Origin of the sequence: Bacillus sp. CGMCC 1.16607 (assembly GCF_042683745.1) — a bacterium.
Lineage (GTDB): Bacteria > Bacillota > Bacilli > Bacillales > Cytobacillaceae > Pseudoneobacillus.
This window is the reverse complement of sequence record NZ_JBHUJX010000025.1, coordinates 589,068-610,656: the sequence shown is the minus strand read 5'-3', so window position 1 is coordinate 610,656 and position 21,589 is coordinate 589,068. Positions and strand designations below refer to the sequence as shown.

The 21,589-nt window shown below is 36.2% G+C and carries 22 protein-coding genes and 1 other annotated feature; all 22 genes read left to right on the top strand.

The window, feature by feature from the left end:
• Positions 1–26: 26 nt before the first annotated feature.
• Positions 27–235, top strand: a binding site (T-box leader).
• Between the two features lie 46 nt (positions 236–281).
• Entirely contained in the window at positions 282–2,915 is a 2,634-nt protein-coding gene (gene alaS, locus ACFSO7_RS19570; protein ID WP_377879053.1) for an alanine--tRNA ligase, read from the top strand.
• An 83-nt stretch (positions 2,916–2,998) separates the two neighbouring features.
• Positions 2,999–3,265, top strand: coding sequence for an IreB family regulatory phosphoprotein (locus ACFSO7_RS19565; RefSeq protein WP_377879052.1), 267 nt, complete (start codon positions 2,999–3,001; stop codon positions 3,263–3,265).
• Between the two features lie 2 nt (positions 3,266–3,267).
• Complete coding sequence (gene ruvX, locus ACFSO7_RS19560) at positions 3,268–3,684, top strand: Holliday junction resolvase RuvX (RefSeq protein WP_377879051.1); 417 nt, start codon at positions 3,268–3,270, stop codon at positions 3,682–3,684.
• Between the two features lie 12 nt (positions 3,685–3,696).
• A complete protein-coding gene (locus ACFSO7_RS19555; RefSeq protein ID WP_377879050.1) occupies positions 3,697–3,984 on the top strand; it encodes a DUF1292 domain-containing protein in 288 nt (95 codons plus the stop codon).
• Between the two features lie 703 nt (positions 3,985–4,687).
• Positions 4,688–5,059 (top strand): VOC family protein, encoded by a 372-nt coding sequence (locus tag ACFSO7_RS19550; RefSeq protein ID WP_377879049.1) that lies wholly within the window; start codon positions 4,688–4,690, stop codon positions 5,057–5,059.
• A gap of 294 nt (positions 5,060–5,353) precedes the next feature.
• Positions 5,354–6,481 carry an endolytic transglycosylase MltG gene (mltG, locus tag ACFSO7_RS19545; RefSeq protein ID WP_377879048.1) on the top strand — a complete coding sequence of 376 codons (1,128 nt, stop codon included), beginning with the start codon at positions 5,354–5,356 and terminating at the stop codon, positions 6,479–6,481.
• A 281-nt stretch (positions 6,482–6,762) separates the two neighbouring features.
• On the top strand, positions 6,763–7,401 hold the full coding sequence (locus ACFSO7_RS19540) for an O-methyltransferase (protein ID WP_377879047.1): 639 nt from the start codon (positions 6,763–6,765) through the stop codon (positions 7,399–7,401).
• A 5-nt stretch (positions 7,402–7,406) separates the two neighbouring features.
• The gene (locus ACFSO7_RS19535) at positions 7,407–8,336 is read left to right on the top strand and encodes a peptidase U32 family protein (protein ID WP_377879046.1); all 930 of its coding nucleotides are present in this window, start codon (positions 7,407–7,409) and stop codon (positions 8,334–8,336) included.
• 18 nt (positions 8,337–8,354) lie between these two features.
• Positions 8,355–9,623: a peptidase U32 family protein gene (locus ACFSO7_RS19530; RefSeq protein ID WP_377879045.1), complete on the top strand. Its 1,269-nt coding sequence runs from the start codon at positions 8,355–8,357 to the stop codon at positions 9,621–9,623.
• 1 nt (position 9,624) lies between these two features.
• Positions 9,625–10,260 carry a uridine kinase gene (gene udk, locus ACFSO7_RS19525; protein ID WP_377879044.1) on the top strand — a complete coding sequence of 212 codons (636 nt, stop codon included), beginning with the start codon at positions 9,625–9,627 and terminating at the stop codon, positions 10,258–10,260.
• A gap of 200 nt (positions 10,261–10,460) precedes the next feature.
• Positions 10,461–10,937 (top strand): transcription elongation factor GreA, encoded by a 477-nt coding sequence (gene greA / locus ACFSO7_RS19520; RefSeq protein ID WP_377879043.1) that lies wholly within the window; start codon positions 10,461–10,463, stop codon positions 10,935–10,937.
• 104 nt (positions 10,938–11,041) lie between these two features.
• Complete coding sequence (locus ACFSO7_RS19515; protein WP_377879041.1) at positions 11,042–12,814, top strand: peptidoglycan D,D-transpeptidase FtsI family protein; 1,773 nt, start codon at positions 11,042–11,044, stop codon at positions 12,812–12,814.
• Positions 12,815–12,881: 67 nt separating this feature from the next.
• Positions 12,882–13,613 carry a YrrS family protein gene (locus ACFSO7_RS19510; protein ID WP_377879040.1) on the top strand — a complete coding sequence of 244 codons (732 nt, stop codon included), beginning with the start codon at positions 12,882–12,884 and terminating at the stop codon, positions 13,611–13,613.
• A gap of 199 nt (positions 13,614–13,812) precedes the next feature.
• A complete protein-coding gene (locus tag ACFSO7_RS19505; protein ID WP_377879039.1) occupies positions 13,813–14,451 on the top strand; it encodes a class I SAM-dependent methyltransferase in 639 nt (212 codons plus the stop codon).
• Between the two features lie 16 nt (positions 14,452–14,467).
• Positions 14,468–15,169 (top strand): 5'-methylthioadenosine/S-adenosylhomocysteine nucleosidase, encoded by a 702-nt coding sequence (mtnN, locus tag ACFSO7_RS19500; protein ID WP_377879038.1) that lies wholly within the window; start codon positions 14,468–14,470, stop codon positions 15,167–15,169.
• A 20-nt stretch (positions 15,170–15,189) separates the two neighbouring features.
• Positions 15,190–16,113, top strand: coding sequence for a PLP-dependent cysteine synthase family protein (locus ACFSO7_RS19495; protein WP_377879037.1), 924 nt, complete (start codon positions 15,190–15,192; stop codon positions 16,111–16,113).
• Positions 16,114–17,250 (top strand): bifunctional cystathionine gamma-lyase/homocysteine desulfhydrase, encoded by a 1,137-nt coding sequence (locus ACFSO7_RS19490; RefSeq protein ID WP_377879036.1) that lies wholly within the window; start codon positions 16,114–16,116, stop codon positions 17,248–17,250.
• A 153-nt stretch (positions 17,251–17,403) separates the two neighbouring features.
• Positions 17,404–17,664 (top strand): YrhC family protein, encoded by a 261-nt coding sequence (locus tag ACFSO7_RS19485; protein ID WP_377879035.1) that lies wholly within the window; start codon positions 17,404–17,406, stop codon positions 17,662–17,664.
• Positions 17,665–18,031: 367 nt separating this feature from the next.
• Positions 18,032–18,172, top strand: coding sequence for a YrzI family small protein (locus tag ACFSO7_RS19480; RefSeq protein ID WP_377879034.1), 141 nt, complete (start codon positions 18,032–18,034; stop codon positions 18,170–18,172).
• A gap of 37 nt (positions 18,173–18,209) precedes the next feature.
• Positions 18,210–18,350, top strand: a complete 141-nt coding sequence (locus ACFSO7_RS19475; RefSeq protein ID WP_377879032.1) for a YrzI family small protein — start codon at positions 18,210–18,212, stop codon at positions 18,348–18,350.
• A 498-nt stretch (positions 18,351–18,848) separates the two neighbouring features.
• The gene (gene sigK / locus ACFSO7_RS19470; protein WP_377879030.1) at positions 18,849–19,565 is read left to right on the top strand and encodes an RNA polymerase sporulation sigma factor SigK; all 717 of its coding nucleotides are present in this window, start codon (positions 18,849–18,851) and stop codon (positions 19,563–19,565) included.
• Positions 19,566–19,683: 118 nt separating this feature from the next.
• The gene (locus ACFSO7_RS19465) at positions 19,684–21,480 is read left to right on the top strand and encodes a M3 family oligoendopeptidase (protein WP_377879029.1); all 1,797 of its coding nucleotides are present in this window, start codon (positions 19,684–19,686) and stop codon (positions 21,478–21,480) included.
• Positions 21,481–21,589 lie beyond the last annotated feature (109 nt).

Below are 21,589 nucleotides of genomic sequence, written 5' to 3'. Positions count from 1 at the left end.
ATATAATTCGGCTATAAGAAAATAATTAGAAAATGTCGAAAGATCAAGTATGTTATAGACCATTTAAAGAGAGGGACTTCCATGGCTGAGAGAAGTTCTAGGTGAAGGGTAACAGAAAGCTAATCTGGAATGCAGCTAATCCCTGCCGTTATCCGCGTTAAGGAGCTGAGAGATGAATGAAAGGACTTTCATTCATAATCAGGGTGGTACCGCGAGGCATGCTCTCGTCCCTGTTTTAGGGATGAGGGCTTTTTTGTATTTATTAATTAGGAGGAAATGTAATGAAAAATTTATCAGGCTCCCAAATTCGTAGTTTGTTTCTTGAATTTTTTAAAGAAAAAGGGCATTCTGTTGAACCGAGTGCTCCACTTGTTCCACATGATGATCCGTCCCTACTTTGGATTAACAGTGGTGTGGCTACATTAAAAAAATATTTTGATGGAAGAGTCATTCCTGATAATCCACGAATCACCAATGCTCAAAAATCCATTCGTACAAATGATATTGAAAATGTAGGAAAAACAGCTCGCCATCATACCTTCTTTGAAATGCTTGGAAACTTCTCAATTGGTGAATACTTTAAAGAAGAAGCGATTGATTGGGCTTGGGAATTTTTAACGGAAGCAAAATGGATTGGTTTTGAAAAAGAAAAATTATCCGTTACCATCCATCCTGAGGACGAAGAGGCGTTCGAGCTTTGGAAGAATAAAATCGGTATACCTGAGGAGCGTATCATTCGTTTGGAAGGTAACTTCTGGGATATCGGGGAGGGTCCAAGTGGTCCGAACACGGAAATATTTTATGATCGTGGCGAAGAATATGGAAATGACATAAATGATCCTGAATTATATCCAGGTGGAGAAAATGAACGTTATTTAGAAGTATGGAATCTTGTTTTCTCGGAATTTAATCATAATCCAGACGGGACATACACACCACTTCCAAAGAAAAATATTGATACGGGAATGGGTCTTGAGCGTATGGCCTCTGTTGTTCAAAATGTACCGACAAACTTCGATACCGATTTATTTATGCCGATCATTCAGGCTACGGAAGAGATTTCAGGAGAAAAATATCGTACGGATAAAGAAAAAGATGTTGCCTTTAAAGTGATTGCCGATCATATCCGTACAGTTGCTTTCGCAGTCGGTGATGGTGCACTACCTTCGAATGAAGGCCGCGGCTATGTGTTACGCCGATTACTTCGAAGAGCTGTACGCTATGCTAAGCAAATTAATATTAATCGTCCTTTTATGTTTGAGCTTGTACCAGTGGTTGGAGAAATCATGCAAGATTTCTATCCTCAAGTGAAGGATAAAGAAGAATTTATCCAAAAGGTCATGAAAAATGAAGAAGAGCGTTTCCACGAAACTCTTCACGATGGACTGGCGATTTTATCAAATGTGATGAAAAAGGAAAAAGAAAAAGGAAATGATACAATCTCAGGTGAAGATGTATTCCGATTATATGATACCTATGGATTCCCAGTTGAATTAACAGAGGAATATGCAGAGGAAGAAGGCATGAAGGTCGATCATGTAGGTTTTGAAAAAGAAATGGAACTTCAACGTGAGCGTGCTCGTGCTGCGCGTCAAGATGTGGATTCCATGCAAGTTCAAGGTGGGGTATTAGGAGATATCACCGTCCAAAGCCAGTTCGTTGGCTACGATCAACTACAAACTAAATCTAAAGTGACTGTATTATTAAAAGATGGTCAATTGATTGAAGAAGCAAGTGCGGGTGATGAGGTCCAAGTGATGCTTGATGTCACTCCATTCTATGCAGAGAGCGGCGGTCAGATTGCTGATAAGGGTCTTTTACTATCAGATGGTTTGAAGATCGAGGTTAAAGACGTTCAAAAGGCTCCAAATGGACAAAATCTTCACTCTGTCATCGTAAAACTTGGGACACTTCAAGCAAATGTAGAAGTAGACGCGACTGTCGATGCAGATAATCGAAGTAAAATTATTAAAAATCATACGGCTACACATTTACTTCATCGAGCATTAAAGGATGTATTAGGTGAGCATGTCAATCAAGCTGGGTCTCTTGTCGAACCTGATCGTTTACGATTCGACTTCTCCCATTTCGGACAAATCCAACCAGAGGAATTAGAACAAATCGAAAAAATGGTCAATGAGCAAATTTGGAAAAATATCTCTGTGAAAATTGACAATATGCGTATCGCTGAAGCGAAAGAACTTGGAGCTATGGCATTATTTGGTGAAAAATACGGTGAAATCGTTCGTGTTGTTCAAGTTGCAGATTACAGCATCGAGCTTTGCGGTGGATGTCATGTGCCAAATACTTCAGTTATCGGCCTATTTAAAATTGTATCAGAAGGTGGAATTGGAGCTGGAACAAGAAGGATTGAAGCAGTAACAGGTGAAGAAGCATATAAGCTACTAAATTCTCAAATTGGTTTATTGAAAGAAGTGGCAGATAAATTAAAAACGAATCAAAAGGATATTATTAGTCGTGTAGACACTCTTTTATTAGAAATGAAACAGCTACAAAGAGAAAATGAATCATTAGCATCTAAATTAGGAAACATTGAAGCCGGAAACCTTGTTTCTAAGGTGAAAGAAATCAATGGTGTAAATGTGCTTGTTGCTAAAGTTCAAGCAACTGATATGAATAATCTAAGAAATATGGCAGATGATTTAAAACAGAAATTAGGATCCGCTGTCCTCGTACTTGGAAGTAATACGGATGGTAAGGTGCAATTAATTGCTGCGGTTACAAGCGACTTAATTGAAAAAGGCTATCATGCTGGTAAAATTGTTAAAGAAGTTGCCCTTCGTTGCGACGGAAGTGGTGGTGGACGCCCGGACATGGCGCAAGCTGGAGGGAAAGACCCTAATAAACTAGAAAGTGCATTAAATTATGTAGAAGAATTTCTTCAAACCATTTAGGTTTTACAATAGGACAAACTAGTGTAGAATGAAGATATGAAAGCAATGTATCGCTGCCATCAAAAAAGCGAGGTGCTAAAAGAATGAGTTCATTTGATAAAACAATGAGATTTAGTTTTCCTGAAGAGCCGTATGAACATGATGTAAATGAGGTATTATTGAAAGTGTATGAAGCTCTTCATGAAAAAGGGTATAATCCGATTAATCAAATTGTAGGATATTTACTATCAGGTGACCCTGCCTATATCCCGAGACATCAAGATGCCAGGAACATTATTCGTAAGCTTGAAAGAGATGAAATCATCGAGGAGTTAGTTAAGTATTACTTAAAGAGACATCGTGAGGGATAAAAATGCGTGTGATGGGTCTAGACGTCGGCTCGAAAACAGTCGGCGTAGCAATAAGTGATGAATTAGGCTGGACTGCTCAAGGCCTATCGACATTGAAAATAAACGAAGAGCAAAATTCGTTTGGTTTTGAGGAGCTCGAGAAAATCATTCAAGAATACAGCATAGGAAAAGTAGTTGTTGGCCTACCAAAGAATATGAATGGAACCATTGGTCCACGTGGAGAAGCAAGTCAAAAGTTTGCGAAAGAGCTTGAAACGAGATTTAATATTCCAGCGATTCTTTGGGATGAACGGTTAACAACGATGGCAGCAGAGAGAGTGTTACTCGAAGCAGATGTAAGTAGAAAGAAACGGAAAAAAGTCATTGATAAAATGGCCGCTGTCATGATCCTTCAAGGTTATCTTGACAGTAATAATTAATGAGGTGAGAACATGAATCACGGAGAAAACAATATTACTGTAGTGGATGAGCAAGGCAACGAAATTTTATGTGAGGTATTATTCACATTTGATTCAGATGAATTTGGAAAATCATATGTATTGTATTACCCAATTGGTGCAGATAATGACGATGAGGAAGATATCGAAATTCATGCCTCTGCATTTATCCCTAGTGAAGACAATCAAGACGGCGAATTAATGCCAATTGAGACGGACGAAGAGTGGGATTTAATCGAAGAAATGTTGAACACATTCTTAGAGGAACAAGACGAAGAATAAAAATGAGAAGCTGACTAAATAATGGTCAGCTTCTTTTATTTTTTAGGCTTTGTTAAAGAATAATGTTGTTATTTGATTTTCTCGAACATTCGCTCTATATTAGGTGGACTAAAATTAACGCGAGCGAGTGAGTTTTAATGGTGTTAGCGTACATAATTAACCAAATCAGAAATCTAGCCGAAGAGTCCAGCAGCGATTAAAGAAGTTCTTTATAAACTCATTAGGGAGTGCAGCAGATACAGAGTCTGTATTCAAAGTTGTATCAGAACAGAAACACATAGACGGCTACACCTGTACTCATTGTCAATTCACTAACGTCATTCGTTTCGGTAAATACCAAGTTAAAACTACAATCAATACCATTGAACGCCAAAGATACCGTTGCAAAGAGTACTGTAAAACATTCACAGAAATGACGAACATTCCTCTTCTCAGAACACATATTCCGATTAAATGGCTTTAGTTTATCGAATGTATGATTGAGGGGTATTCCCTTCGAAAATCAGCTAAACTCATTGGTGCTCATTATGTGAAGCTTTTTTATTGGAGGTATAAAATTCTAACTGCATTAAAGCAGATGGATTTTGAACTTAAGGAAGTTTATTGTCCCGTTAAAGGGCAAGTTAATTCAATAATCGGAAGGAAAAAGGTATATAGAAAGGGAACTATTGGATATACCGGATTAAATAAAGGAGAGAAGGCTATGAGTAAATCATTTATTGAACAAGTACATTATATTAGAATTCCTGTAAAAGATTTAGAACTGTCTGCACAATGGTATAGAGATGTATTAGGGCTCCAGTTACTAAACAATACTGAGGAACTTGCCATTTTAAAAGTAAATGAAGGACCTTTCTTACTTATCTTAGTTCCTACCGAAGATGAAACATTTGCACATTTTACAATTGATAATGAACAAGAATTTAGCATTGGCTTTACAAGTCCAGAATTATCTAAATTTCATCAGCACTTAATTGATAATCAAGTTAAGGTCGAGGATATAAAAGAAGATAATGGTCATGCCTTTTTCCACTTTTATGACCCAAGTGGTAATAAACTTCAAGTACACTGGTAAGAATATATTAAATAAATTACCTCATTTCATTAACGGCTGCTTTAACGTAATAAGAACGGGAACGTCCAAATCAGACGTTCCCATATTTTTTGCCTGAAAAACAACATTACTATTTAACAAAGCCATTTTTTAAAAAATTACGTTTATAGCTTCTGCTTGCATTTTATTGCAGAAAAAACGACAATAAGTTATAAGAGGTCTAATATTTATACAAATGGAATAGCAAAATAGAGTATAATGATGGCTTGAATAAATTTTGTAGGGAAAATCCCTGAGCCTCTAGGGGGTAGGAGTATGGATGAAAATAAGGATAGGAAAGAATCGGTACGTCAAAAGATGCTAGAACAGCAAAAGGAAGCAAAAATAGCGAGAAGAATTGTTTTTACGATTTCGGCAGTTGTGCTTTTATTAATAGTGGTAATCGCTGGTGGAGGTTATTTATATATTCAATCTGCCTTAAAGCCAGTTAATCCTGACAGCAAAGTAGAGAAAAAAATCGATATACCAATAGGATCATCCGTTTCAGGAATATCACAAATATTAGAAAATAAAGGCATTATTAAAAATGCCAAGGTGTTTAAATATTATGTGAAATTTAAAAATGAATCAGGATTTATGGCAGGCGAATACACATTAAGTCCTTCGATGACAATTCCGAAAATCATTGAAAATCTTAAAACCGGAACAGTTAGTAAGGAAGTGACTCTTAAAATCACTTTGCCGGAAGGAATTCAATTACAACAAATCGCAGAAATTATTGCGAAAAAGACAAATCAAAATACAGAAATTGTTTTTAAAACTTTAAATGATCCGAGTTTTATTAAACCTATAATGGAAAAGTATCCAGACATCTTGACGGATGAAATACTAGCAAAAAATATTAAATATCCTTTAGAAGGTTATTTGTTTCCAGCCACTTATTCTTTTTACACAGAAAACCCGTCACTTGAAGAAATGGTTACCGAAATGCTAGAAAAAACAAAAGAATCGATTGATCCGTATATGGTTGATATGGAAGAGAAGGGATTTACCCCGCATAAACTGCTTACGATGGCTTCATTAATTGAAGAGGAAGCATCAGAGCAAGTGGATCGTCATAAAATTTCTAGTGTCTTCTATAATCGAATCGAAAAAGGAATGCCTTTACAAACAGATCCAACAGTACTTTATGCTCAAGGAAAACATAAAGAAAAAGTGTATTACAAAGATTTAGAAGTCGATTCCCCGTATAATACGTACAAAGTAACAGGTTTACCGCCTAGTCCCATTGCGAACGCTGGAGTTATGTCCATCGAAGCAGCATTATTCCCAGAGGAAACGGACTTCCTATTCTTCTTAGCAAATGCAGAAGGCGAAGTGCTATTTTCGAAAACTTTAGAAGAGCATAATGAGAAAAAAGCGGAGCATATCACAAATAAGTAGAAAAGCGTAATGCGCCCGATTGTCGGCGACAAGAGCTGGACAATTTTTCGAAGTCCAAAAAGAGGGAATCGAGAAAGATTAGCATTCCCTCTTTATTTATGATAAAATATTCAAGTGTTTTACTGCATATACGATTTTGTTAGCGTTAGCCACAGTAGTGAGGATTCAAGCTTATTGCTTGTCAGGAAAAATGATGTCGTCATTCTTCCAGTTAGTCCAACTTTGTGAACGCTTTTTTTCATGTCTTAATAGAGTTAACTGAGGAATAGAGGTGATGCAACTTGATTAACGAAGAGTTGCAAGCATATATAGAAGGTAAAATTCATCATAGAACGGAATTGCTTCAAGAAATAGAAAGCTTTGCTCACGATGAAAAAGTACCGATTATGGAACTGATCGGGATTGAAGCTTTACTTCAAATTTTACGCATTCAAAATCCCAAAACGATACTCGAAGTCGGAGCAGCAATTGGTTATTCTGCGTTAAGGATGTCACTTGCTTTGCCTGATGCTAAAATCGTTACCATCGAACGTGATGAGGAACGAGCAAAAATGGCTGAAAATTATATTGGACGAGCAGGAAGAACGAAGGAGATAATCCTCATTAAAGGTGATGCACTTGAAGTAGAGGATATTGTTAAGAAATATGGACCATTTGATGCCATCTTTATTGATGCAGCAAAAGGTCAATATCAACGTTTTTTTGAAATGTATTCAAGGCTATTAAATGAAAATGGTATTATCATCACTGATAATATTTTATTCAAAGGCTTAGTTTGTCAGGAGAATATTGAAAATAAGCGCATTCGAAGTTTAGTTAGGAAAATTGATGGTTTTAATGATTGGTTAATGAATCTTCCTAATTTTGATACCGCAATTCTTCCTGTTGGTGATGGAATAGCAATAAGTAAAAAGAGGTGAATGGCATGAGAAAGCCAGAATTACTTGTAACACCAAAGAGTGTTGAAGATATCAATGCACTAATCGAAGCCGGAGCCGATGCGTTTATCATTGGGGAACAGCGTTACGGATTAAGACTTGCTGGAGAGTTTAACCGGGACGACATTAGAAAGTCGATACAAATCGCACATGCAAATGGAAAAAAAGTGTACGTAGCGATGAATGCGATTTTTCATAATGAAAAAATAGACGAGCTCGGTGAGTATATTCAGTTCTTACAAGACGTACAAGTTGACGCGATTGTTTTTGGAGATCCTGCGATAATCATGACCGTTCGTGAAGTTGCACCAACAATGCCACTACACTGGAATACGGAAACTACTGCTACAAACTGGTTTACTTGCAATTACTGGGGAAAAAGAGGAGCAAAACGTGCTGTTTTAGCTCGTGAAATAAATATGGACGCTATTATTGAAATGAAAGAAAATGCTGAAGTTGAAATTGAAGTTCAGGTTCACGGGATGACAGCGATGTTTCAATCAAAACGCTCCTTATTAGGAAATTATTTTGAATACCAAGGAACGGAAATGCAAATTGAAAATCGCAAACAGCAAAAAAATATGATTTTACACGATAAAGAACGTGGAAATAAATATCCTATTTTTGAAGACGAAAATGGTACTCATATTATGAGTCCAAATGATATTTGTATTATTGATGAACTTCAGGATCTATTGGAAGCAGGTGTAGATTCGTTTAAAATCGATGGAATTCTACAAACATCAGATTATATTATCAATGTAACAAAGCTATATCGAGAAGCGATTGATTCATACTTTGAAGACCAAGATTTATACGATGAGAAGAAAAGCGAATTACTTGAAAAAATTGAAGAAATTCAACCGGAAAATCGACCATTAGATACAGGGTTTTTCTTTAAAGAGACGGTTTACTAATATAGGGGAGGTAATAACATGATGGCAACGAAACAGCCGATTTCCGAAATGATTGACGGAAAACGTGTAATTGTGAAAAAGCCCGAGTTACTGGCTCCGGCGGGAAATCTTGAAAAATTAAAAATTGCCGTCCAATATGGGGCAGATGCCGTATTTATTGGTGGACAAGAATATGGCTTACGTTCAAACGCTGATAATTTTACTTTTGAAGAAATGAAGGAAGGCGTAGAATATGCCAAAAAATATAATGCTCGAATTTATGTAACTACCAATATTTTTGCTCATAACGAGAATATGGATGGGTTGGAGGAGTATTTAGAAGGGCTCCAAGAGGCAGGAGTAGCTGGAATAATCGTCGCAGACCCTCTAATTATTGAAACATGTAAAAAGAGCGCACCAAAGCTTGAAATTCATTTAAGCACCCAACAATCGTTATCTAACTGGAAGGCTGTCCAATATTGGAAAGAAGAAGGTCTTGAGCGTGTCGTATTAGCTCGTGAAACAAGTGCGGAAGAAATTCAAGAAATGAAAGAAAAAGTCGATATTGAAATTGAAACATTCATTCATGGTGCCATGTGTATCGCCTATTCTGGACGTTGTACATTAAGTAATCATATGACCGCTCGTGATTCAAATCGTGGCGGCTGCTGTCAATCATGCCGATGGGATTATGATTTATATGAGCAAACGACAGAGGATGAAAGAGCATTATTTAAAGATGGGGATGCACCATTTGCAATGAGTCCAAAAGATTTAAAATTAATTGAATCGATCCCAAGAATGATTGAAATGGGTATTGATAGTTTAAAAATCGAAGGACGTATGAAGTCGATTCATTATGTAGCAACAGTTGTTAGTGTATATCGTAAAGTCATTGATGCCTATTGTGCTGATCCTGACAATTTCAAAATTCAGAAAGAATGGCTAGAAGAATTAGACAAATGTGCAAACCGTGAAACGGCTCCAGCCTTTTTCGAAGGGGTGCCTGGGTATAAAGAGCAGATGTTTGGAAATCATAGCAAAAAGACAGCTTTTGATTTTGTCGGATTAGTACTTGATTATGATCCTGTTTCTCAAATTGTTACATTGCAGCAAAGAAATTTCTTTAAGCCAGGAAATGAAGTAGAGTTTTTTGGGCCTGAAATTGAGAACTTTACACAGATCATTGATCAGATTTGGGATGAGAAGGGGACAGAGTTAGATGCTGCTCGTCATCCATTACAAATTGTAAGGTTTAAAGTAGATAAGCCTGTATACCCTAACAACATGATGCGAAAGGAGCAGTAAGATGACACGCAAACCTGTTGTTATCGGTGTAGCTGGTGGCTCCGGCTCAGGAAAAACTAGTGTGACAAAAGCCATTTTCGATTCCTTTAAGGGACATTCGATTTTAATGCTAGAGCAAGATTATTATTATAAGGATCAAGGTCACCTTCCGTTTGAGGAACGCCTAAAAACAAATTATGATCATCCTCTTGCCTTTGACAATGATTTACTAATTGAGCATATTGGTCAATTACTGAATTATGAACCGATTGAAAAGCCAGTTTATGATTATACTGTTCATACTAGATCTGACAAAGTAATCCATGTTGAGCCACAGGATGTAATTATCTTAGAAGGTATTTTAATACTAGAAGATGAGCGGTTACGAAACCTAATGGACATTAAACTTTTTGTGGATACAGATGCAGACCTTCGCATTATTAGACGACTTTTAAGGGATATTAAGGAAAGAGGACGTTCAATGGATTCGGTCATTGAACAATATATCAGTGTCGTTCGACCAATGCATAACCAGTTTATCGAGCCAACAAAGCGATATGCTGATGTGATCATACCTGAGGGCGGGCATAACCATGTTGCTATTGATTTAATGGTAACAAAAATTCAAACTATTCTTGAACAAAAGTCTTTTTTATGAAACAATAGCATAGATAATTCATAAACTCTGTTAATTATTTGTAAAGTATTAGTTATAATCAGTACAATATGTAGCAGAGAAATAACCAGTTCATTTTGAACTGAAATCACCTGCGCGCGCCTTCAAGGACGCGCTACTATTACATACAATCGTAAACGCAATCTATTGGGGGATTGTGAAGACTAGAAGGAGTGAATGTCTTGGCAGTAGAAAAAGTATTTCCAATGACCCTTGCAGGGAAAGAAAAGCTTGAACAAGAATTAGAGCACTTAAAGTCGGTTAAGCGTAAGGAAGTTGTCGAACGGATTAAAATTGCTCGCAGCTTTGGTGACCTATCCGAGAACTCTGAATACGATTCAGCGAAGGAAGAACAAGCATTTGTTGAAGGGCGTATTACAACATTAGAAAATATGATTCGCAATGCGAAAATCATTGAAGAAGCTGAAATGAGCACAGACGGTGTAACATTAGGTCGATCTGTTACATTTGTTGAGTTACCTGACGGTGAAGAAGAAACGTATATTATTGTTGGTAGTGCTGAAGCAGATCCATTTGAAGGAAAAATATCCAATGATTCCCCAATTGCGAAAAGCTTAATGGGTAAAAAGGTTGGAGATGTAGTATCCGTACAAACTCCTGGTGGAGATATGACTGTAAGAATTACAGAAATTAAATAGTAATATGAAAAGAGGACTTATTCTAAAACGAATGAGTCCTTTTTTTAGCTTATTTGTTTGATTTTTCGCAAACTCGTCAACACTTTTGACGAGAGGTGAACAAAATGAAATGGAAAAAACGGGCGATTCTTTCATTAACCTTTTGGTTGATGGGAATTATGGCCTTAATTGGTAGGCTTATTCAAGTTCAATTGTTTGCAACTGAGGATTTTACGAAACATCATATTAACTTAATTGAGGCAAGTGTAAAACAACGTTCTCAAGAAATGATTGTTGATAATGGACGAGGGGACTTTCTTGATCGTAATGGTGAGTTTTTAACACATGAGAAACTGCCCGTTTTAATCCTTTTCCCCTTCCTAAGTAAGATGGAGTGGAATATAAATACTGTTGCCGATATTTTAGATATGTCTAAATACTCGCTTATTAAAGAAATAGAAAAAAATGATAAGCCTTTTGCACTAGGGGATCCAGACCCGATTCTTTTGTCAAAAGAGCAAATGGAAAAAATTAATGATCTTCATATTCCAGGGGTATTTGCTGTTGAAAAAAAATATAGTATCGCCGATTATCCAGCAGAACAATTAATTGGAATTATTCGCGAAAATCCTAATGAATTAATAAAACGGTACCCAGATAAAAAGTTATCGACTCAGACTTTAATAGGTGTATCCGGCATGGAAGAAAGCTTTGATGAATTTTTATTAGCGGAAGGAAAGTCTAAGCTTGTTTATCACGTGGATGGAGATGGATCTCCTTTATTTGGTATTAATGTAAAATATGTCGATCCTGGTAACTCCTTTTATCCGCTAAATATTAGAACAACGATTGATCGCCAATTGCAAACAGAAGCTGAAAAACTAGTAGATAAATATGGTATAAAAAAAGGCGGGTTAGTCTTACTAGATATACAAGAAAATTCCATACTGGCAATGGTTTCAAGGCCGAATATAAATCAAAAAGATCCATATAATGGGTTAGGTATGCATAATATGATGGTGGAACAACAGATTATTGGTTCTGTTTTTAAAACGGTTGTAGCTGCTGCTGCGATTGATTACAAATTGGATGATCCGAAACGATTATTTGATTGTAATGTCATTAATGGAAAGCCTGATTTACAATATCAGCATGGTATGCTTAATTTTACAAATAGTTTTGCGAGAAGCTGTAATAACACATTCGGGACCATTGCAAGGGAATTAAAAGATATTGACCCAAACCTGTTAGAAGACTATGCCAATCGACTAGGGATGAATAGTAAAGTAGGATGGGAAGGGAACATTTACCATTTTGAACAGTTCAGTCAACTGAAAGATGAGGAAAAGGGAAGGATTTTCACTACTGAGGATGCTAAAAAAGATAAAAATTTTGTTTATTACTCAGGGATAGGGCAGCATGAGGTTCGAGCCACACCATTAGCAGTAGCGAATATGATGGCTACTATTGCAAGAGGTGGAAAAAAGGAAATGGTTAGGGTAGCTTCGAAAATTGAATATAAAAATGGAACAACGATGGCTGAATTTGATAAAAAAATCATACCAGGAGAGACAATCGCCCCTTACACAGCAATGAAGTTACAAAAGCTATTAAGAGAAGTGGTTATCAATGAGCATGGTACGGGGAGATGGTTTCAAGAACTTCCATATGAAGTAGCAGGTAAATCAGGAACAGCACAAACGGGCGTTATTAATGACGGTGAAGAATTACATAATAAATGGTTTGCAGGTTATTTTCCTTATAAAAATCCTCGTTATGCTCTTGTAGCGGTTAATTTAGGGGTCCCTTCAAATGAAGGTGGGGTAAATCCATTATTTGCTGATATGGTTAATGCTATTTTCCCATATGAAAATAAAAGCCAAAATGATGGAACATGACAGTTCTTAAATTGACATGTTAAAATAGTGTAATTGTACTTAGAGAAGAGGCAAGGGAGAGAATAAGATGAAACATAGTTTTAATGGGGATTCTCGTTCTAATCAAAGAGCGAAAAGGAGAAAAACAAATCTAATTTTAAATAGCTTAATTGCTATTGTTGTCTTATTAATCATCATTGTATCTATTTCAATTTTTTGGGGTGGTGGTGAGAAAGCATCATCTTCTCAAGATGATTCAACCCAAACAGAAAACAAAGATAAAGGACAAAAGGATTCAAGTACAAATAACGAGGAAGACGATTCAGAAAATGAATCAAATGTAGAAGATTCAGATGATGAATCAACCTCAACTGGTGAATCTGAAACAGAAACTGTTTCAGGGACAGACTCTGAATCATCAGATGATACCTCAAATACAGAAGACGAATCACTAGATGATTCTGAGTATGAAGATATTGTAACTGAAGGTGGAAATGATCCAAATGTGAAAACAACTATCACGAACCCTAATTGGAAACCCGTCGGCACAACGCAATCGGGTGAACATAATACAGTTTATGATTCCGAATCTACTGATTGGCAAGAAATGATTCAAGCAATGACATATGCCACTGGACTTGATCCTAGCAATACGACAGTATGGTTCCTAGGTAGAAATAATCCATCTGGAAGTCAATCGATTGCAACGATATCTACAAAAGACCAATCTCAAATCTATCGTGTCATCATCGAATGGGTCGATGGCCAAGGATGGAAACCACTAAAAGTCGAAGAACTCCTTCAAAATGACCGACGATAAACTCTAATATAACAACAAAACATTAAAAAGGGGTCTGATCCTTCACTGCTTTAAAGCGGTGGGGGTCAGACCCCCAGTGCGTTACTGTGCTAAAGTTGGAGTTGAATATTGGTGGTTTGTGTGTTAAATTGGGAACAGGTTTATTTTTAATTCATAGTATACTCATAGGATTTATATGAATAAGCGGAGAGTGAAAAACATGGGTCGTGAATTCTTGGAGTTATTTGAGCAATGGGCTGATTATTATGATGAAACAGTGGTTGGTCATGATGAGGAATATAAGGAAGTTTTTTTACACTATGATCGGATTTTAGAGGAAGTTACGAAAAGATCAAAAGGTCATGTAGTTGAATTTGGAGTAGGCACAGGAAATTTAACAACACAATTACTTAATTACGGCCTTCAAGTGACGGGAATCGAACCTTCACCTGCGATGAGATCCATCGCAAATGAAAAGCTAGGTCAACGCTTGCAAGTATTGGATGGAGATTTTATGACTTATCCAGATTTGACACAAGTTGATACTTTCGTAAGTACTTATGCCTTTCATCATTTAACAGATGTTGAAAAAGAACATGCAATAGAGAAATATAGCAAGCAATTAGCTTCTGGTGGTAAAATAGTCTTTGCGGATACGATGTACGAGTCTGAGGAAGCTTATAAAGGAGCTATCACAGATGCGTTATCTAAAGGCTATCTAAATCTAGCAAATGACCTTCAAACAGAATATTATACAACGATTCCTATTTTAAGAGCGATGCTCGAAAAAAATGGTTTTGATGTTCGTTTTAGTAAATGTAATGAATTTGTCTGGATATTAGAAGCGGAAAAAAAGTAAAGAAAGAGGTTTATTAATGAAAATAGCTATCATCGGAGCAATGGAAGAGGAAGTTACTTTATTACGAGATCATATTGACAATAAAGAACAGACGGTTATTGCTGGCTGCGAATTTACAACAGGAAAAATGAGTGGTGCGGATGTGATCTTATTACGCTCAGGAATTGGGAAAGTAAATGCAGCAATGTCGACAACGATTTTGTTAGAAAAATTTAGACCAGATGTTGTCATTAATACAGGTTCTGCAGGCGGCTTTAACCCAGAATTAAATGTTGGAGATGTAGTTATTTCTTCAGATGTTCGCCATCACGATGTTGATGTCACTGCCTTTGGTTATGAATACGGTCAAGTACCTCAACTTCCTGCAGCATTCCAAGCAGATGAAAAATTAGTTCAAATAGCTGTAAAAGCTGCTGAAGAAATCAATGACATCCAAGTCGTAAAAGGATTAATTGCGACAGGGGATTCGTTCATGCATGATCCAATACGTGTTGAAAATGTCCGAGGTAAATTTACTGACCTGCAAGCAGTTGAAATGGAAGCAGCAGCAATTGCTCAAGTTTCCCATCAATTCCAAATACCATTTGTTATTATACGTTCTTTATCTGATATTGCAGGGAAAGAGTCTGATGTTTCATTTGAACAGTATTTAGAAAAAGCAGCAGTAAACTCGGCTAACCTTGTCATGAAAATCGTTAAAGCCGTTAATGAACAATAAGTTAGAAAGAAGGACTAATTGTGAAGGTATTTCAAAATGTACATCAAATGATTGGTCAGACACCGATGATTGAATTGAATCATTTTTCACTTCCAGAAGGGGTTCGATTATTCGCCAAGCTTGAGTTCATGAACCCTGGTGGAAGTGTAAAAGACCGTCTAGGTCAGGAGTTATTACGAGAGGCAATCGAATCTGGTAAACTTAAGCCGGGCGGAACGATCATTGAGCCAACAGCTGGAAATACAGGTATTGGATTAGCATTAGCTGCCTTGAATACTGGCTATAAAGTAATGGTGTGTATCCCAGAGAAATTTAGTATCGAAAAGCAAGACTTAATAAAAGCGTTAGGGGCAGAGATTGTGCATACCCCAACATCTGAAGGGATGAAGGGAGCAATAAGTAAGGTAAATGAATTGTTAGCAGAAATCCCTAATTCCTATAGTCCTCAGCAATTTGGAAATCCTTCAAACCCTGAAACGTATTACAAAACATTAGGTCCAGAGATTTGGGATCAACTTGGTGGTATGGTTGATGTTTTTATCGCTGGAGCAGGAACAGGTGGAACCTTTATGGGAACTGCCAAATTTTTAAAAGAAAAAAATCCTATGGTAAAGACAGTTATTGTTGAACCTGAAGGCTCGATCTTAAATGGCGGAGAAGCCGGACCACATAAAACAGAAGGGATTGGGATGGAATTTCTGCCGGAATATATGGATATTAGTTTATTCGATGCCATTCATACCATCTCGGATGTAGATGCCTTCAATCGAGTAAAAGAAGTGGCATTAAAAGAAGGGCTACTAGTAGGTAGTTCCTCAGGCGCAGCCCTTCATGCCGCATTAGAAGAAGCAAAATTAGCAAAAACAGGGACAAACATAGTCATTATTTTTCCTGATAGCAGTGAAAGATACTTAAGTAAGAAAATATACGAAGGAGGGATTTAAATGCGTCAAAAAACAAAATTAATTCATGGTGGTATAAGCAGTGACCCTCATACGGGCGCTGTGTCGATCCCAATTTATCAAGTAAGTACTTATAAGCAAGAAGGTGTTGGTGGCCATAAAGGATTTGAATATTCAAGAACTGGCAATCCGACACGTCACGCTCTTGAAGAGCTTATTAAAGATTTAGAGGGTGGAAAAAGAGGTTTTGCATTTGGATCTGGCATGGCTGCGATTACAGCGGTTGTGATGTTATTTAACAGTGGGGATCATATTATTTTAACTGATGATGTGTATGGTGGAACATTCAGGGTTATGACAAAAGTATTAAATCGATTTGGAATTGAATCTACTTTTGTGGATACAAGTAATTTAGAAAATATAAAAAATACGATCCGTCCAAACACGAAAGCCATTTATCTTGAAACGCCAACAAATCCTTTATTAAAAATTACAGACATAGAGGCTGCAGCTAAATTAGCGAAAGAACATAACTTATTGACGATTGTTGATAATACTTTCTCGACCCCTTATTGGCAAACACCAATTGAACAAGGGGCAGATATCGTCTTACACAGTGCAACAAAATACATTGGCGGGCATAGCGATGTCGTTGCTGGATTAGTTGTAGTAGCTGATGAAAAACTTGGTGAGGACTTACATTTTGTTCAAAACTCAACAGGTGGTGTTCTTGGACCTCAAGATTCTTGGCTATTAATTAGAGGAATTAAGACACTTGGTCTTCGTATGGAAGAGACGGAATCTAATACGAAAGCAATTGTGCAATTTTTGCAGGAACACCCTTCCATTAAAAAAGTCTTTTATCCAGGATTAGAGCAACATCCAAATCACGATATTGCTAAAAAGCAAGCTAAAGGCTTTGGTGGCATGGTATCTTTTGACGTTGGAAGCATGGAGGCTGCTGATAAGCTTTTAGCAAAAGTAAAATACTTTACATTGGCTGAAAGTTTAGGTGCGGTAGAAAGCTTAATATCTGTACCAGCAAGAATGACTCATGCATCAATCCCGCAAGAGCGTCGTGCAGAACTAGGTATTACAGACGGTTTAGTGCGAATTTCGGTTGGTATTGAGGATGTAGAAGATTTAATTGAAGATTTAAAGCAAGCATTGGAAAATTAATATATCGGGACTATCCTAATAATAGGATGGTCCCTTTTTTTAATATGTCTTAAGGGCTCAAAATGGAAACATAACTAAAATTTACAAACGCTATTATCATGGTTTCTATGTTAGAGTAGATAAGTAGAATCCTAAAATGATAGGTGATGAGCCATGAAAATAGAGATTAAAAAAATATATGAAAAAATGATCGATTATCATCGATTTGCAACTGTTTTATTAGCTGTAGGAGTGTTTTTTTATCTTGGAACGATTATTCCGAATGAAATGAATACAACAGTTAGTCAAATAGCAGAAATGTGCGGGTCTATTGTATTTTTAGCAGCATCTATTTTATTTTTCCAACTTTCCAAAACGCTTCGAATAAAATTAGAAGAAACAGAAGATGGACAAAAATATTTGACGAAGAAATAACGCCAAAATTAGGCGTTTTTTTTATTTAATGGAAAATTTTTAAAAAAGGGGTTTACATTGTTTCCAAATGTGGTTATACTTACCAAGTAAGCGAAAAAATTCTGTAGAGGAGGTTGAATGATGAAAAAGTTAACTGTATTAGAAATAAAAACTTCATATGTAGAACAAACACATTCGACCTATAGGAATGGAATCGCTTCATAAAGTTATTCGCGATCTTATTTATCCATGCCGCAGGGAGAGTTGTGCCCTGTGGCATTTTTATGTCTGGAAAAATGACTTTAACTATTTTTCCGTCAAAGCCGCAGGGATATCTTCCTGCGGCTATTTTGTGTGCAATATCGATTATTAAAAGGAGGTGAGAGCCATGACATTAAATATTTTATTTTTTACCTTAACCATTAAAAAAAGAAAAATGACAGCTAAAGATTATTTGCATGAAGAATCAATTTATAAAATGATCGAAGAAAATCGAAACCACCAAATGAATATTCAGCGTTTGTACTAATGATTATTTCAAAATTAAAGAAAAGGAAGTGAAAAAAATGACATTAAATATTTTATTTATGACTGTTACGATCAAAAAAAGAATGGTCAGTCCTGAAGAACATATGCAACAGGAAATGATTCGAAAAGTTGAAGAAGAAAACAGAATGCGTATAGCAAATCTTCCTCGAATATATTAATACTTTGATTTTTACTTAAAAAGGAAAGGTGGTTATTAAAATGTTGATGCTGAAACAATCGTGTAGAAATTGCTTATGGGTGATGAAAGATACCACCTAGCTATGCCAATATTATAGGAGGTACTTAATGTCTTTAAATCTGCTCTTATTTACTATGTTTTTCCGAAAAAAAAGGAAAAAATAATTCGATTCTTAACAAAGTAATCACGACATATATAGGATAAATTATGAAAATATGTTATGATATTTTAAAAAAGGGGTGCTAGCAAATGTTTATGATGGTTATGGGACTTGTGATCACCGGTGTAATTGGTTGCATTATTGCAGCGGAAGTAAGTGTAGACTAATTTTATATCATTGTAAAAAGCATTAGCCGAAATGGTTAATGCTTTTTTAATGGTAATTTTCTCAACAAAATATTATTGAGGACAGACACATTCCATCAACTCCTTTCATAGGAATTAGTTATAGGCAAAAGTCTTAAACGGGGGTGTTAAAATGTCCGGTATCCTAACAGCACTAGGTTTCTTAGTTAAAGAAATTGTGTTTCTCGTCTCTTATGTGAAAAATAATGCATTTCCACAGCCGTTATCCGCAGCTGATGAGCGTAAATATTTACGATTGATGGCAGAAGGAGATTCGCACGCCCGAAATATGCTGATCGAACATAATTTGCGCTTAGTCGCTCATATTGTAAAAAAATTCGAAAATACTGGTGAAGACTCGGAAGATCTTATTTCGATTGGGACAATTGGATTAATAAAAGCAATAGAGAGTTATTCAGAAGGAAAAGGAACGAAGCTTGCCACCTATGCAGCCCGTTGTATCGAAAATGAAATTTTAATGCATTTACGCGCATTAAAAAAGACAAAAAAAGATGTTTCCTTACATGACCCAATTGGTCAGGATAAAGAAGGAAATGAAATCTCACTCATTGATGTTTTAAAATCAGAGTCCGAAGATGTGATTGACACAATTCAATTAAATATGGAGCTTGAAAAGATAAAAGAATATATTGACGTTCTAGATGAACGAGAAAAGGAAGTTATCGTTGGCCGTTTCGGATTAGATTTGCAAAAAGAGAAAACGCAAAGGGAAATCGCTAAAGAACTAGGAATCTCTAGAAGCTATGTTTCAAGAATTGAAAAAAGGGCATTGATGAAAATGTTTCACGAATTTTATCGTGCGGAAAAAGAGAAAAGGAAAAAGCGGTAAAGGGGTGGCAAAAGCCACCTATTTTTTTATTTAATTTTAAACACTGAGTATCGAAAAATAGAAATTTTCAAAAAATATTATTATAATAAAAAGGTACATATTAAAGGGGGAGATATTCGTGACAACGACTACATATTCGGCTGTTTGGGATTTAGATGTATTTTTTGATGGGGGAAGTAGTTCTCCAGAATTTCAAGCTCATTTAGCTGAAACGGAGCAAAAAATAAATCAATTTAAGGAAAAGGTTTTACAGTGGAAACGTTCTACAGTAGAAGAAGACATTAATTCTCTTTCTGCGCTGTTAGATGAGTTTCAAACGGTGACAAAGGCTATCAGACAAGAAGGAGCATTTGTTAGTTGTTTAGAGGCTCAAAATACTGCTGATAAAATGGCTAACCAACTGCGCTCTCGTGTAACAGGAATAAGTGCTGTTCTTCAATCAATCTTAACTGAATTTGACGAAAAGTTGATTTCATTTGAGGAAGAAGCTTGGAAAGCGATGTTAAAAGATGAGAGATTAATTGAACTTGCTTTTATCCTTTCAGAAAGACGTGATCGTGCAAAGGAAAAGCTTTCAAAAGAGGAAGAGAAGTTAATCAATGCATTAAGTGTTGACGGATATCATAGCTGGGGACAAATGTATGATTTAATTGTCGGATCCATTCAAATTCCTTTTCATGAACAAGGTGAAGAAAAACTTTTATCAGTCGGTCAAGCTTCCAATAAATTTTCTAGTTCTGATCGTACTATCAGAAAAACAATGTTTGAAAATTGGGAAAAGGCTTGGGGAGAAAAGTCTGATGTTCTATCTAAAACTTTAAATCATTTAGCTGGCTTCCGTCTTAACGTTTACAAGCAACGTGGGTGGGAAGACACTTTAAAAGAACCACTAGATATTAACCGCATGAGCAAAAAAACATTAGAGACTATGTGGGAAGTCATTTCAGATTATAAAAAACCATTAGTGGAATATATGAATAAAAAAGCTCAAATGTTAGGTTTAGAAAAGCTAAGCTGGTATGATCTTGATGCACCTATTGGAAATAGCGAATCGAAAATGACTTATCAAGAAGGTGCAGACTTCATCTTAGAACATTTTTCCGAATTTGGAGAAGAGAAAACGAAGTTTGCAAAAATGGCTTTCGAAGATCGCTGGATTGAGGCTGAAGATCGTGCTGGAAAAAGACCAGGTGGTTTTCACACGTATTTCCCAGAATCAGGCCAATCCCGTATTTTCATGACTTATTCTGGAACGCCATCAAATATTTCTACTTTAGCACATGAGCTTGGACATGGCTTCCATACTTATGCGATGAGGGACTTACACTCTTTAAATCGCAATTATGCGATGAATGTAGCTGAAACAGCTTCAACCTTTGCCGAAATGATTTTGGCAGATGCGTCCGTAAAAAATGCGAAGACGAAAGAAGAGAAGATTGCGTTATTAGAGGATAAAGTTCAACGTTCTGTTGCTTTATTAATGAATATCCATTCTCGATTCTTATTTGAAACGAAATTTTACGAAGAAAGAAAAACGGGTATGGTTAGCTCGGAGAGATTAAATGAGTTAATGCTCCAAGCACAAAAAGAAGCATATGCTGATAGCCTAGAAGAATATCACCCATTATTCTGGGCATCAAAACTTCATTTCTTTATTACTGGTGTACCATTTTACAATTTCCCATATACATTTGGATATTTATTCTCTCTAGGTATTTATGCAAAAGCATTAGAAGTAGGAAAAGGCTATGAGGAAAAATATATCGCATTATTAAAAGATACTGCTTGTATGACAGTGGAAGAACTTGCCGAAAAACATTTAAATGTTGATTTAACAGAACGAAAATTCTGGGAAGACGCAGTGAAACTATGTGTGAAAGATGTAGAAGATTTTCTTGAATTAACCAATGAATAATTTTTAAAGATGAAGAAACACATCAGCTTCTGGCGGTGTGTTTTTTCTATTTCGGCTAAAGCTATTATAATATTAGTGCAGTCGCTACTCCGAATGATATAATAGCACA

Excerpts from the sequence above, each read along its gene's own strand:
- ACFSO7_RS19510 (WP_377879040.1), top strand. The coding sequence starts at position 12,882 with ATGAAACATAGTTTTAATGGGGATTCTCGTTCTAATCAAAGAGCGAAA.
- ACFSO7_RS19490 (WP_377879036.1), top strand. The coding sequence starts at position 16,114 with ATGCGTCAAAAAACAAAATTAATTCATGGTGGTATAAGCAGTGACCCT.
- ACFSO7_RS19475 (WP_377879032.1), top strand. The coding sequence starts at position 18,210 with ATGACATTAAATATTTTATTTATGACTGTTACGATCAAAAAAAGAATG.
- sigK (WP_377879030.1), top strand. The coding sequence starts at position 18,849 with ATGTCCGGTATCCTAACAGCACTAGGTTTCTTAGTTAAAGAAATTGTG.
- ACFSO7_RS19485 (WP_377879035.1), top strand. The coding sequence starts at position 17,404 with ATGAAAATAGAGATTAAAAAAATATATGAAAAAATGATCGATTATCAT.
- ACFSO7_RS19515 (WP_377879041.1), top strand. The coding sequence starts at position 11,042 with ATGAAATGGAAAAAACGGGCGATTCTTTCATTAACCTTTTGGTTGATG.
- udk (WP_377879044.1), top strand. The coding sequence starts at position 9,625 with ATGACACGCAAACCTGTTGTTATCGGTGTAGCTGGTGGCTCCGGCTCA.
- alaS (WP_377879053.1), top strand. The coding sequence starts at position 282 with ATGAAAAATTTATCAGGCTCCCAAATTCGTAGTTTGTTTCTTGAATTT.
- ACFSO7_RS19480 (WP_377879034.1), top strand. The coding sequence starts at position 18,032 with ATGACATTAAATATTTTATTTTTTACCTTAACCATTAAAAAAAGAAAA.
- ACFSO7_RS19505 (WP_377879039.1), top strand. The coding sequence starts at position 13,813 with ATGGGTCGTGAATTCTTGGAGTTATTTGAGCAATGGGCTGATTATTAT.
- ACFSO7_RS19550 (WP_377879049.1), top strand. The coding sequence starts at position 4,688 with ATGAGTAAATCATTTATTGAACAAGTACATTATATTAGAATTCCTGTA.
- mltG (WP_377879048.1), top strand. The coding sequence starts at position 5,354 with ATGGATGAAAATAAGGATAGGAAAGAATCGGTACGTCAAAAGATGCTA.
- ACFSO7_RS19535 (WP_377879046.1), top strand. The coding sequence starts at position 7,407 with ATGAGAAAGCCAGAATTACTTGTAACACCAAAGAGTGTTGAAGATATC.
- ACFSO7_RS19565 (WP_377879052.1), top strand. The coding sequence starts at position 2,999 with ATGAGTTCATTTGATAAAACAATGAGATTTAGTTTTCCTGAAGAGCCG.
- ACFSO7_RS19530 (WP_377879045.1), top strand. The coding sequence starts at position 8,355 with ATGATGGCAACGAAACAGCCGATTTCCGAAATGATTGACGGAAAACGT.
- mtnN (WP_377879038.1), top strand. The coding sequence starts at position 14,468 with ATGAAAATAGCTATCATCGGAGCAATGGAAGAGGAAGTTACTTTATTA.
- ACFSO7_RS19555 (WP_377879050.1), top strand. The coding sequence starts at position 3,697 with ATGAATCACGGAGAAAACAATATTACTGTAGTGGATGAGCAAGGCAAC.
- ruvX (WP_377879051.1), top strand. The coding sequence starts at position 3,268 with ATGCGTGTGATGGGTCTAGACGTCGGCTCGAAAACAGTCGGCGTAGCA.